Raw genomic sequence first — 13,474 nt, 5'->3', positions numbered from 1 at the left:
TACTGAACGGAAAATATAGACTCTTAACAGAGCTACGGATGACAAAATCCTTAACTACAACGTGCGGTGCAGACAAGGCAGCAAACACATATTGAGGCTCTGCTAATGAGGTCTCACAACAGCCTGATGGTCTACTTCCTGTTAACCTCAGGGGCGCTTCGAGTAAATGGATTTGAAGGTTGAATCTGTCAGTTAAACAGAGTCGAGAGATAATCCAGGGGCGCATAGAACTTTTTCCACTGAGTCCAGGCGGTCTCTGAAAAACCTTCTTCCAGTGGATAGCCATAAACGGCGAGGTTCGAAAGACTATTGATAACAGCGAAAGTCAACGCGGGCACCAGAGTGACACCGGCTTTGATAAACGGGTTGTTTGAGGTTATCTTCCAATTGCCGAACATAAGCAAAGCTGCGACTCCGCTAAAGGTAAAGGCTCCGGCTGTGACTCCGGCTCCGATTATGCCTCTGATTACTGCTGAAGCTGAAGCCCCACCTCCGATTCCGGCTATGGCACCCGCACATGCTCCTGCTCCGGCTATAACTGCGACTACAGCTTTGATTCCGGCTGCATCTCCGGCTATGGCTCCAGCTCCGGCTATGGCTGTGGCTCCAGCTCCGGCTATGGCTCCAGCTACAATTCCGGCTAAGGCCTGTGCCTGTGCGTCTACCTCAATGGTTAATACTGAAATAACTCCCGAGAGGGTACCTGCAATCGCTGAGCTGACAACAGAAGCAAGAGCCGCTTTTGCTGGCCCAAAGCCTTTATGGATGATGGCTTCATAGACGACAGCGCCTGTCATAATCCCATTGATCAAAGACAACAATGAGTATTCCCAGGAGGCATACGTTTCAGTTGTAATATTCCTCACACTCACTTTTCTTAGAATTAACGCCGAAATAGCGCTGCCTCCAGTTCCAGATACCGCTCCGGACGCGAGGTAGGTCAAGACTGCGACGGGTAAGTGCTCCCTGGTTTTCGAAGCAATAGTGGCGTAAGCTGCCATTCCTGCACCGGCAAAATACAGGGGTTTCCACCAGCGCTGCTCCATGGGCCAGGGAGACACATGCCCGGCCAGCGCCACCTCGGTGGTGGTCACCAGCGGGGCCAGCTGCAAACAGAAATCTGTTTTCAACTTCTCCAGCTCTTTTGTATCCGGTTCAGCCAGATCATATGTGCTTGAAAGCCCGGAGACTATTCCCGCTGTTTTGCATACACCCCACCATATACCCACATTGAGCAGGGTAGACAAAGAGACTCCGGCAATGCTTGCCGTTAACTCAAGTCCGTTTGCCACCAGTGCGGTGTTATTTAAAGGCCCAAGAAAATCAAAATCATTTTTTAAGGGGAGACTGGCCTGTGCCGTCGTATAAAGCAAACAGAAAAGTAAAGGAAACAGTTTGAATGACTTTCTCATGGTGACCTGCCAGATACAGTTACTGAACGGGAAATATAGACTCTTAACAGAGCTAAGGATGACAAAATCCTTAACGTGCGGTGCAGATAAGGCAGCAAACACATATTGAGGCTCTGTTAATGAGTTCTCACCACAGCCTGATGGTCTACTTCCTGTTAACCTCAGGGGCGCTTCGAGTAAATGGATTTGAAGGTTGAATCTGTCAGTTAAAGAGAGTCGAGAGATAATCCAGAGGCGCATAGAACTTTTTCCACTGAGTCCAGGCGGTCTCTGAAAAACCTTCTTGCAGTGGATAGCCATAAACGGCGAGGTTCGAAAGACTATTGATAAAAGCGAAAGTCAACGCGGGCACCAGAGTGACACCGGCTTTAAAAAGTGGGTTGTTTGAGGTTATCCTGGAACTTTCCAACATAAGCAAGGCTGCGAATCCGGCAAAGGTAAAAGATCCAACTTCGGCTCCAACTAAGGCTACTAATCTCTCTCTGAACCCGGCAGGAGCTGCGGCTGGAGCTGCGCCTGTGGCTGTAGCTGTCGCTGCGGCTGAAGCTGCAGCTGTGACTGTGAGTACAGCTGCGGCCCCGGCTCCTAATCCTGCTCCTGCTCCGAGTCCGATTCCCGCTCCGGCTACAGCTCCAGCTAAAACTCCGATCCCGGCTTTGGCCAATGTCTCTCCGTCCACATCAATTGTTAACAATGAAATAATTCCCGAGAGGCTACCCGTAATCGCTGCGCCAACAACAGAAGCAAACATTGCTTTTGTTGGCCTGATACCTTTATGGATCATGGTTTCATAGACGACAGCACCTGCCATAACCCCATTAATCAGAGACAATATTGCGTATTCCCCAGCCGCATACCATTCAGTCACCATATCCCTTACGCTCATTTTTCTTAGAACTAATGTCGAAATAGCGCTGGCTCCAGTTCTTGATGCCGCTTCGGATGCAAGGTAGATCAAGACTGCGACAGGTACATGCTTCCTCGTTTTCGTACTACCGGCGTAAGCTGCCATTCCTGCACCGGCAAAATACAGGGGTTTCCACCAGCGCTGTTCCAGGGGCCAGGGAGACACATGCCCGGCCAGCGCCACTTCGGCGGTAGTCACCAGGGGGGCCAGCTGCAAACAGAAATCCGTTTTCAACTTCTCCAGCTCCTTTGTATCCGATTCAGCCAGATCATATGTGCTTGAAAGCCCCGAGACTATTCCCGCTGTTTTGCATACACCCCACCATATGCCCACATTGAGCAGGGTAGATAAAGAGACTCCGGCAATGCTTCCCGTTAACTCAAGCCCTTTTGCAACCAGTGCAGTGTCATTAAAAGGCTTAAGAAAATCAAAATCATTTTGTGAGTGGGGGCTGGCCTGTGCCGTCGCATAAAGCAAACATAAAAGCAATGGAAACAGGTTGAATGACTTTTTCATGGTAATTTTCCCAGTACAGCTAATGAACGGGAAATATAGACCCTAAACGGAGCTATGGATGACAAAATCCTAAGGCAGCAGACACATAGCGAGGCTCTGTTACTGAAGTCTCATCACGGCCTGATGGTCTGCTTCCTGTTAGCCTCAGGGGCACTTCGAGTAAATGGAATTGAAAGTTGATTCTGTCAGTTAAACAGAGTCGAGAGATAATCCAGGGGCGCATAGAACTTTTTCCACTGGGTCCAACCAGTCTCTGAAAAGCTTTCTTCCATTGGATAGCCATAAACGGCGAAGTTTGAAAGACTGTTGATAACAGCGAAAGTCAACGCAGGCACCAGAGTGACACCGGCTTTAATAAGCGGGTTGTTTGAGGTTATCCTGAAACTGCCCAACATAAGCAAGGCTGCAACTCCGCCAAAGGCAAAAGCTCCAGCTATGGCTCCAGCTGCGGCTTCGACTCCTGCTCTGAAATCGGCTTTGGCTATGACTGTGGCCGTTGCTGTGGCTTTGGCTATGGCTGCGGCTATGATTGTGGCTTTAGCTGCGGCTGCGGCCACAGCTCCGACATCTGCTCCGATTCCGACTACTACTCCGGCCAGAGCTCCGACTAGAACTCCGATCCCGGCTTTGGTCTCTGTCTGTCCGCCCACATCAATTGTTAATAATGAAATAAAACCCGAGAGGGTACCGGCAATCGCTGCGCTGACAACAGAAGCAAGAATCGCTTTTGCTGGCCTGAAACCTTTATGGATCATAGCTTCATAGGCGACAGTACCTGCCATAACCCCATTAATCACAGACAATATTGGGTATTCCCCAGCCGCATACCAATCAGTTACCACTTCCCTCAGGCTCATTTTTCTTAAAGCTAACGCCGAAATAGCACTGGCTCCAGTTCTTGATACCGCTTCGGACGCAAGGTAAATCAAGACTGCAACAGGTATGTACTCCCTCCTTTTCGTACTGCCGGCATAAGCTGCCATTCCTGCACCGGCAAAATACAGGAGTTTCAACCAGCGCTGCTCCAGGGGCCAGGAAGATACACGCCCGGCCAGCGCCACCTCTGCGATAGTCACCAAGGGGGCCAGCTGCAAACAGAAATTCGTTTTCAACTTCTCCAACTCCATTGCATCCGATTCAGTCAGACTGTGTGTGCTTGAATGCCCGAAAGCTATTCCTGCTCTTTTACATACACCCCACCATATACCCACATTGAGCAGGGTAGACAAAGAGACTCCGGCAATGCTTTCTGTTAACTCAAGCCCGTTTGTCACCAGTGCGTTGTCATTAAGAGGCTTAAGAAAATCAAAATCATTTTGTGAGGGGGGGCTGGCCTGTGCCGTCGTATAAAGCAAGCACAAAAGTAACGGAAACAGGTTGAATGACTTTCTCATTCTGATTTGCCAGATACAGTTCCTGAACGGGAAATATAGACTCTAAACGGAACTATGGATGACAAATATAGACATTCAGTGTCAGTCGTTTTTACGCCTTCTGTAGTTTTTATTATCCGGTGATGTTCTGTCAGGTAGCCAGCTCAGTGTCTGTGGAGGCTTTTTATGTCTCAAACACCGGAAATGATCATAATTCGGGGAACAAATCCGTGACATTCTTCACGGGAACTGGTTGTCTGCTTTTGAGCTTCTTAACGAACACGGTAGCTGAAACCGCTGCAACGAAGACAACACCCACCGCAATAAGCCCAATACCCCAGTCCGGGATTTCTGCTCGCGACAAAGGGGGAAGGTTCTTTGGGTTGTAGTTTTGAAGACCCAGAGAAAGCATCTGCATACGGACATGCCGGGTACCCTTCTCAATATCAGCGTCTGCAATTGCCAGATAGGCGTTATTGCCCACAAAAATCGGGCGCATCGACTTTGTTGCCGGGGTCTTGAATGCGGTGTCAAAATGATGGACATTGACCTGATTTTCATAAGTAATGACAGACAGTTGTCCATTACTGTTGTAAATAATAGCGTGCAAATAATGGTCTGAAGTCACCAGTCTGACGATTAAAAACGAACCAGGTTTTCCTGAAGGAAAACGAATCACATCGTCTATAATATGAGCACTGTCCATCACTCCAGTGTCAGTCGCCACCCGGCGAATGGAGAGTTTCTCTTTCTCAGGGCTGAATACAGCAACGTAAACATGGTCCTTTTGAATCAGAATGTCCTGCCGAATGTTGTCACTTTCAATGTTTGTGTCAATTACTATCTCTTTGCCATTGTATCCAAAAGAGAAAGCGGGATTGAGTTGTTTTTTTTCGAACTGTCTTATAAATACAGGATAGGGCGCATTTTTACCTCCACTGATGCCTGTTACATAAAGGTGCTTGCCATCTGGAGAAACCCTCAAAAAAAGTCCTCGTTCCTCATCGCTCTTAAAACATTTTTTAGGAAACGTGAGTCCTTGTTGATGATAACTGCTCATCAACAGTTTGTTATTGATTTTTCCTGTTAAATACATGACACCCTGATGATGAGCGGTATCATTAATTTGAACCCCTTCAGGAAATACCTTGTCGTGTACGCTGAATCGTGCCCGGTATCCCTGGCCAGCAATTAACGGAAACTCCAACAGAACCGTTTTTCCAGACGTTGGCGTTGCAATAATGTCAAGGTGAGAACCTGTAGTTTCGTGAATAACCTGTCCAGCCAGAGACTGATAGGAAGCCAACCTTCTGAAGCTGCTGGCAGAGGTTGTGTAAGTCACAATACCACACAGACCAAATTGTTTATCCAGTTCAGAGCCTTTATAACGTGCCAGAATAATCCTTTTGGGATCCGACTCAGGCTGAATAACAACGTATATCTGCTGATTTGCAGCATCATACGCTTGAAACTGGGGTATTCCTTCTGGCGGTGGACAGCCAGCCGAAAGGCTGTGTGCATTTCTATTGTGAGGCAGAGTTGTATTCGACGATAAAGTTTTGTTCAGCGGTGAATTTGCTGACGGAGATTCCGAAATGATCGTAGAAGTCGTGGTCAGTTTTCTGGTTGACAGACGTGTAGAGGGTGGTGATGTTTTCGCTGATGCTCTTATACCGACCTGATAAATCCTGACCTTTTGGTCTTCCCCACCGACTGCCAGCAGGGTACCGTCGTGGTTGTAGGCAACGCTCCGTATATCGCTTTTCGCATCGGAGATGGTGTGCAGTAAGCGAGCTGGTTTCGACACGTCATATATCCTAACCTTTCGATCACCTGACCCAACTGCGAGTCGGGTGCCGTCGTGATTGAAGTCGATGCTCATGATCCAGTCTCTCGCAACGGACAGAACTTGCGGCGGAATGTTCAGGTTATTCGGGTTATAAATCCTGACCTTATTCCAGATCTTTCTATCACTTCCCCCAGTTGCCAGCTGAGTGCCGTCGTAGTTGTATTTAACGCTCCGTACCTGACCATTTGACTCGTGCAGAGTATGGGGGAGAATGGACAGATTCCTCGGATAATAAACCCTGACCTTTTGATCTTTCCCTCCCACTGCCAGCTGGGTGCCATCGTGGTTGTAGTCAACACTCATTACCCAATCATTTGCATATGGCAGTATTTTCGGAATGGACAGGTCATTCGGGTCATAAATCCTGACCTTGTGATCTTGCCCACCCACTGCCAGCTCGGTGCCGTCGTGGTTGTATTTAACGCTGCGTACCGCTTTTGTCGCATCGGACAGGGTAGCAAGGGGGGAGGACGGGGACACTGGGTCATAAATCCTGACCTTTTTATCATTCCCCCCGGCTGCCAGCCGGGTGCCGTCGTGGTTGAAGGCAACAGTCCTGACCCAGTCTTTAAAATCGTGCAGGGTATGCAGCAGTCTGGGCCTCGCCGGGTCACTCATATCAAAGATTTGTACGGGGCCTGAAGAAGGGCATTTGGGATCAGCACTGCCGGAACCCATTCCCACAGCCATGAGCATACTGTTCTTATTCCATGAGACACTCATAACCCTGTGGGGCCCACAATAACTTGGTGGGACAACGCCTCCTGTGGGTGTTGGAGCGGTCGTTACCGGCAACATGTTCGGATCTATATTAATCTCGTGGATCAGTAAAGGTTGCATTGTTGGCCGGGCAATAACGGCCGTTTGAGCAACTGCCTGCATACAGCTTGTTGCCAATAAGATAACCAAACCCGCAATAGAACAGCTCTTTGCAATGCCCATAACCACTCTCCAGAATTCCAGCTTGGTGATCTGAGGCAATGAAAATGGACACAAAATTCACTGCCGCCCGGTTAAAAAACAGGGAAAGATGTGAGGTGCCTGACGCTGTCGGTCAGCGGTAAAATAACAGTTGTCGAGACAGCTATTTCAGAAAACAGGAACAATAGACGTGAGTCTCAGTGGGTGTTGGCGCTTCAATCAGCTCTTCAACATCTTCTGCTAAACGCTGTATCTTACGACGACTTTCAGGTAGGTAGCTATCAATCCATTCATTTCCAGATGTTAATGTTGCTGTACTGTGATTACTGGATCCTCGTAAGCACATCCTTCAAAAAAAATCACCATTATCGGTATGGATAAATATATACGATTTCATGCGGAAGCGTTGCTGACCCTATTTGCTGATAATGGGCTTTGATACGCTGTACAGGAATGTCAGGTGTCTTCTCGTTAATCCCAGAGGATCATCAGCGGGTTGATCTGGTTGCCAGACTGTTTGGTGGTTATTAATGATCATCACTCTTGGAGCGCATTTGTGGCATCACTTACTGGAACGGGTGGTTTCCTCCTGAACTTCTTATGGACTAAGACTGAAACCGCGACAACCAGGACCACAACAACCACTGTAATAAGCCCAATACCCCACTCTGGGAATTCTCCGGGGGGTGGAGGCGACAGGTTCTCAAGATGCAGAGAAATCACCTGCATCCGGACATGCCGGGTACCCTTCTCAATATCGGCGTATGCAGCTGCCAGATAGGCGTTATTGCGGACAAAAACCGGGCGCATTGACCTTGTTGCCGGGATCTTGAATGCGGTGTCAAAATGATGGACATTGACCTGATTTTCATAAGTAATGACAGACAGTTGTCCATTACTGTTGTAAATAATGGCGTGCAAACAATTTTTCGCAGCCACCAGTCTAACGGTTAAAAACGTACCAGATGTGCCTGAAGAACAACGAATCGTATCGTCAATAATAAAAGCGCTATCCATTTGTCCATTGTCAGTGGCGAACCGACAAATGGAGAGTTTCTCTGATGCTGGGTTGAATGCGGCAACATAAACATGGTTCTTTTGAATCAGAATGTCCTGCAGACTGTTGTCACTTTCAATGTTTGTGTCAATTACTATCTCTTTGCCATTGTATCCAAAAGAGAAAGCGGGATTGAGTTGTTTTTTTTCGAACTGTCTTATAAATACAGAATAGGGCGCATTTTTACCGCCACTGATGCCTGTTACATAAAGGTGCTTGCCATCTGGGGAAACCCTCAAAAAAAGTCCTCGTTCTCCATCGCTCTTAAAACATTTTTTAGGAAACGTGAGTCGTTGTTGATGATAACTGCTCATCAACAGTTTGTTATTGATTTTTCCTGTTAAATACATGACACCCTGATGATGAGCAGTATCATTAATTTGAACCCCTTCAGGAAATACCTTGTCGTGTACGCTGAATCGTGCCCGGTATCCCTGGCCGACAATTAACGGAAACTCCAACAGAACCGTTTTTCCAGACGTTGGCGTTGCAATAAGGTCAAGGTGAGAGCCTGTAGTTTCGTGAATAACCTGTCCAGCCAGAGACTGATAGGAAGCCAACCTTCTGAAACTGCTGGCAGAGGTTGTGTAAGTCACAATGCCACACAGACCAAATTGTTCATCCAGTTCAGAGCCTTTATAACGTGCCAGATTAACCTTTTTGGTATGCGACTCAGGCTGAATGACAACGTATATCTGCTCATTTTTTGCATCATACGCTTGAAACAGGGGTATTCCTTCTGGCTGCGGGCAACTACCCGGCAGGCTTGGCGCTTTTGTATTGTGTGGCAGGGATGTATACGACGATGAATGTCTGATCAGCGTTGAATTTTCTGATGTAGCTCCCGAAATGGTTGTAGAAGCAGTGGCGAGTTTACTGGTTGAGAGACGTGTAGATGACGATGTTGTAGCTGACGCTCTTATACCGATCCGATAAATCCTGACCTTTTCATCTTCCCCCCCGACTGCCAGCAGGGTACCGTCGTGATTATACTCAACGCTCAGTACATCGTCTTTCGCATCAGAGATGGTGTACAGGGGGCGTGTTGGATTTATCGCCTTGGACGCAATGGGCGGGGGCAGTTTGGTGTGCAGGAGGCCAGATGTATTCGACATGTCATATATCCTAACCCTTCGATCACCCGACCCAACTGCGAGCTGGGTGCCGTCGTGATTGAAGTCGATGCTCATGATCCAGTCTCTCGCATCGGACAGAACTTGCGGCGCAAAGGTCAGGTCATTCGGGTTATAAATCCTGACCCTATTCCGTGCCTTATTATCACTTCCCCCAGTTGCCAGCTGAGTGCCGTCGTGATTGTATTTAACGCTCCGTACCTGACCGTTTGAATCCTGCGGAATGCGCGGGGAAATGGACAGATCCCTCGGATCATAAACCCTGACCTTTTTATCTCTCCCTCCCACTGCCAGCTGGGTGCCGTCGTGGTTGTAGTCAACACTCATTACCCAATCGCTTGCATCGGACAGAGTGTGCGGGGAAATGGACAGGTCATTCGGGACATAAATCCTGACCTTTTGATCTTGCCCACCCACTGCCAGCTGGGTGCTGTCGTGGTTGTATTTAACGCTGCGTACCGCTCCTGTCGCATCAGACAGGGTAGCAAGGGGGGTGGACGGGGACACTGGGTCATAAATCCTGACCTTTTTATCATCCCCACCGACTGCCAGCCGGGTGCCGTCGTGGTTGAAGGCAACGGACCTCACCCAGTCTTTAAAATCGTGCAGGGTATGCAGCAGTCCGGGCCTCGCCGGGTCACTCATATCAAAGATTTGTACGGGGCCTGAAATAGGGCATCCGGAACCACCGGAACCCATTCCCACAGCCATGAGCATACTGTTCACATTCCATGAAACACTCATAACCCTGTGGGGCCCACAATATCTTGGTGGGACAACGCCTCCTGTGGGTGTTGGAACGGTCGTTACCGGCAACATGTTCGGATCTATATTAATCTCGTGGATCAGAAGGGGTTGCATTGTTGGCCGGGCAGTAATGGCCGTTTGAGCAACTGCCTGCATACAGCTTGCTGCCAATAAGAGAACCAAACCCGCAATAGACAATCTCTTTGCAATACCCATTGCCATTCTCCAGAGTTCTGTCTACCGACACTTCACTTCGTGGTCGAGGAAGCCAGTAGGGTTTAAAAACCTTTAGAAACATCCTCTACAAAAACGAATGAGAGCAAAGTAAGAGCCGTAAAGTTGATTGCTGAAATAATGCTTGCGTTGCAAGCTACTTTCATTCTTTGAAAGTAGAAACGCAGCTTTGTACGCCTATGATGAATGGGGCAGCAGATGCGTCAGGCGGTGTTTGAATATATTGAAATTGATTATAGTCGGACGCGTCAACACAGTTTTAACGGGTATGTGAGCACTGAAAAATATGAATAGCCAGAAGCAGTTTAATCCGGCGTCACTTATATACTGTCTCAGATCAAGTGTTCTCCGGCACATAAAAAAAGACCTCGGTCGCACAACACCTGAAGTATTGTTGCCGAGGTCTTGTTTGTCAGAGTTGTGCTGGATTAATAGGATAAGTGCAATCGACTGAAATTTCAGATTTGAGTCAGCTGCTGGTACATTTCATAGCTCTCACACTCAGAAATGGAAGTCAGGAATGAGTACACAAACCAGACAATACAAGCAGCTGACTCTTGGTCAACGATACCAGATTCAAGTACTCCGTGGAAAAGGCCATTTGCAAAAAGAAATCGCAATAGCAGTTGGCATCAGTGAGGGCGCTCTGTCGCGGGAGCTCAGCCGTAATTCTTCTACTCACGGCTACTGTGCTGAGAGTGCTCATGCACTGGCTTGTAAAAGAAAAAAATCAGCCAGAAAGTTCAGCAAAACAGATGAACGATATATGCCCATCATCGAGAAAGGATTGCTCCTTGGCTGGTCACCTGAAAACATCAGCAAGCGGATGCACGTCTAACTGCCTGAGATTGCCCTGAGTCATACGACTATTTATATCCGTATCGCTGATGATAAAGCCCGTGGAGGCGTTCTTTACAAGAAGTTAGTTCGCTTCAGCAAAAGACGTTGACAGGATGGCAAACGCAAAGCTGGGCGCTCTCTTATCCCAAACCGGATCGATATCAAGGAACGTCCTGAGATCATTGGTTTGCGATCTCGCATAGGGGATTGGGAGGGCGATACTGTCTTTGGACAGAACGCCCACCTGGTTACCCTTGTTGATCGTAAGAGTCGTTTAACATTGATTGGAAAAGTTGACACCAAGCAAGCTGAAACCGTGGCAGATAAGATGATAGAACTTCTGAAGCGCGTCTCATCGGTTAATACAGTTACACTGGATAACGGGGGTGAGTTTGCTGCTCACGAGAAGGTCAGCAAGGCATTCAATGCGGATGTTTACTTTGCCAAACCTTATGCCAGTTATCAGCGAGGAACTAACGAAAACACGAATGGCATCATTCGGCGAACCTGGCCCAAGAAAATGGCACTAGCAGCCTGACCGAGAATAGCGCCCGTCTAGGCGACCCCGTAGCGAGGACGGCAGAAAATTGAGGATGAAAATTCGGTTTTGTGAGGAGAATAGCGAGCTATTTGACGAACAAAAGCAGATTTTCAGACCAATTTGCTGCCGCCGCACGACTGCATGGATGCAGGAGCTAGAGCAACGCAGGAGCAGTTGCCGCGTAGGGCAGTCTATTCTCGGTGAGGCTCCTACGGGATCTGACTGATGAAGATGTCAGAACGATGGAGTTATTGATTAATACCATGCCAAGAAAAGTTTTAGGTGACCGAACGCCTCTTGAAGTCTACACCGGGCAGTCGATTGCACTTATTGCTTGAATCCAGCGTTAACCTTGGATTTCCCTGGTTTTCTACGGTACATAAAAGAGACCTCGGTCACACAACACCTGAAGCATTGTTGCCGAGGTCTTTTTTGTCAAAGTAGCTGTTTTATGTCATTACTACTTTTTTTGTCAGGACATGGTTGCACCCACCACTGTCGCCACTACCACGATGCTTGTAGCGACAGACACACGGCGACAGCTTTTTTTAATCACCTACATCTTATCACTGTTTACCCATGAACTCGGGATAAGCTTCCATACCACATTCGGTCAGGTCAGCACCTTCATACTCTTCTTCTTCAGTAATACGCAGACCAAGTATCTGCTTGATAGCAGCCCAGACGATCAGGGAAGAGAGGAATACCCAGGCGAAGATTGAACCGATACCCAACAGCTGGGCGCCGAAAGTTGCACCGTCGTTGGTCAGAGGTACAGCCAGCAGACCCCAGATACCTACAACACCATGTACAGAAATTGCACCCACTGGATCGTCGATGCGCAGCTTGTCCAGAGCCAGAATGGCAAAGACAACCAGAGCGCCACCAACACCACCGATCAGAGTGGCAGATACTGCGCTTGGTGTCAGCGGCTCAGCGGTGATGGATACCAGACCGGCCAGAGCACCGTTCAGAGCCATGGTCAGGTCAGCCTTACCGAACAGGACACGGGCTACGATCAGAGCAGCAATGACACCACCAGCAGCGCCAGCATTAGTGTTGACAAAGATCTGGGCGACAGCGTTCGCATTTTCAACATCAGACAGTTTCAGCTGAGAACCGCCATTGAAGCCGAACCATCCCAGCCACAGAATAAAGGTGCCCAGGGTAGCGAGTGGCAGGTTGGCACCAGGGATCGCATTAACAGCGCCGTCTTTAGCGTATTTGCCTTTGCGTGCACCCAGAAGCAGCACACCTGCCAGAGCGGCAGCAGCACCGGCCATGTGCACAACACCGGAACCTGCGAAGTCCTGGAAGTTGGCTTCGTTCAGGAATCCACCACCCCATTTCCAGAAGCCCTGTACGGGATAGATGAAGCCTGTCATGAAGACCGCAAACAGCAGGAAAGACCAGAGTTTCATGCGCTCTGCAACCGCACCGGAAACGATCGACATTGCAGTCGCTACAAAGACCACCTGGAAGAAGAAGTCTGAACGTGCAGAGTAATATGGCGCATCATCACCACCGGCAGTTACCGCTGCAACCGTGTTTTCATTACCAATCAGAGAACCAAGGACCGGCAGGATACCGCCTTCATTGGCTCCGGGATACATAATGGCATAACCACAGAGCAGGTACATGGTACAGGCAATCGCAAACAGGGCGATATTTTTAGTCAGAATTTCAACCGTGTTTTTAGAACGGACCAGACCGGCTTCGAGCATGGCAAAACCTGCTGCCATCCACATTACCAGCGCACCGGACATCAGAAAGTAGAAAGTATCGAGTGCGTACGACACTTGAGCCAGATTTTCCACAGGGCTCCTCCCAAAAAAGTTCAGCAGATAAGTAGTCTTTTGCTACGGCATTTGTGCCCTGAAAACAGTCTCCTCAACCCGGAAACTGTTTCCACATTAGCTATTTTTATTTTCGCGAATGTCGTCA

The 13,474-nt window shown here is 48.5% G+C and carries 6 protein-coding genes and 1 pseudogene; 1 reads left to right on the top strand and 6 read right to left on the bottom strand.

Annotation, left to right across the window (positions count from 1 at the left end; all coding sequences use genetic code 11):
• Nucleotides 1–188: 188 nt before the first annotated feature.
• The 5 genes from ACOMHB_RS04340 to ACOMHB_RS04320 all read right to left on the bottom strand — a co-directional run bounded on the left by ACOMHB_RS04340 (nucleotide 189) and on the right by ACOMHB_RS04320 (nucleotide 10,131).
• Nucleotides 189–1,412 (bottom strand): hypothetical protein, encoded by a 1,224-nt coding sequence (locus tag ACOMHB_RS04340; RefSeq protein WP_448215620.1) that lies wholly within the window; start codon nucleotides 1,410–1,412, stop codon nucleotides 189–191.
• 202 nt (nucleotides 1,413–1,614) lie between these two features.
• The gene (locus ACOMHB_RS04335) at nucleotides 1,615–2,835 is read right to left on the bottom strand and encodes a hypothetical protein (protein ID WP_448215619.1); all 1,221 of its coding nucleotides are present in this window, start codon (nucleotides 2,833–2,835) and stop codon (nucleotides 1,615–1,617) included.
• A gap of 185 nt (nucleotides 2,836–3,020) precedes the next feature.
• Nucleotides 3,021–4,229, bottom strand: coding sequence for a hypothetical protein (locus ACOMHB_RS04330; protein ID WP_448215618.1), 1,209 nt, complete (start codon nucleotides 4,227–4,229; stop codon nucleotides 3,021–3,023).
• A gap of 187 nt (nucleotides 4,230–4,416) precedes the next feature.
• Nucleotides 4,417–6,999 carry a WD40 repeat domain-containing protein gene (locus ACOMHB_RS04325; protein ID WP_448215617.1) on the bottom strand — a complete coding sequence of 861 codons (2,583 nt, stop codon included), beginning with the start codon at nucleotides 6,997–6,999 and terminating at the stop codon, nucleotides 4,417–4,419.
• Between the two features lie 516 nt (nucleotides 7,000–7,515).
• Nucleotides 7,516–10,131 carry a WD40 repeat domain-containing protein gene (locus ACOMHB_RS04320; protein WP_448215616.1) on the bottom strand — a complete coding sequence of 872 codons (2,616 nt, stop codon included), beginning with the start codon at nucleotides 10,129–10,131 and terminating at the stop codon, nucleotides 7,516–7,518.
• A gap of 538 nt (nucleotides 10,132–10,669) precedes the next feature.
• Between ACOMHB_RS04320 and ACOMHB_RS04315 the strand changes: the two are divergent.
• Nucleotides 10,670–11,518, top strand: a pseudogene (locus ACOMHB_RS04315) (IS30 family transposase); the annotation flags it as partial.
• Nucleotides 11,519–12,096: 578 nt separating this feature from the next.
• On the opposite strand, the gene ACOMHB_RS04310 reads toward ACOMHB_RS04315, so the two are convergent.
• Nucleotides 12,097–13,347: an ammonium transporter gene (locus ACOMHB_RS04310; RefSeq protein WP_448215615.1), complete on the bottom strand. Its 1,251-nt coding sequence runs from the start codon at nucleotides 13,345–13,347 to the stop codon at nucleotides 12,097–12,099.
• Nucleotides 13,348–13,474: the final 127 nt, after the last annotated feature.

The sequence above is a fragment of the Endozoicomonas sp. 2B-B genome, from assembly GCF_053470045.1.
This window is presented reverse-complemented; position numbering and strand designations above follow the sequence as displayed.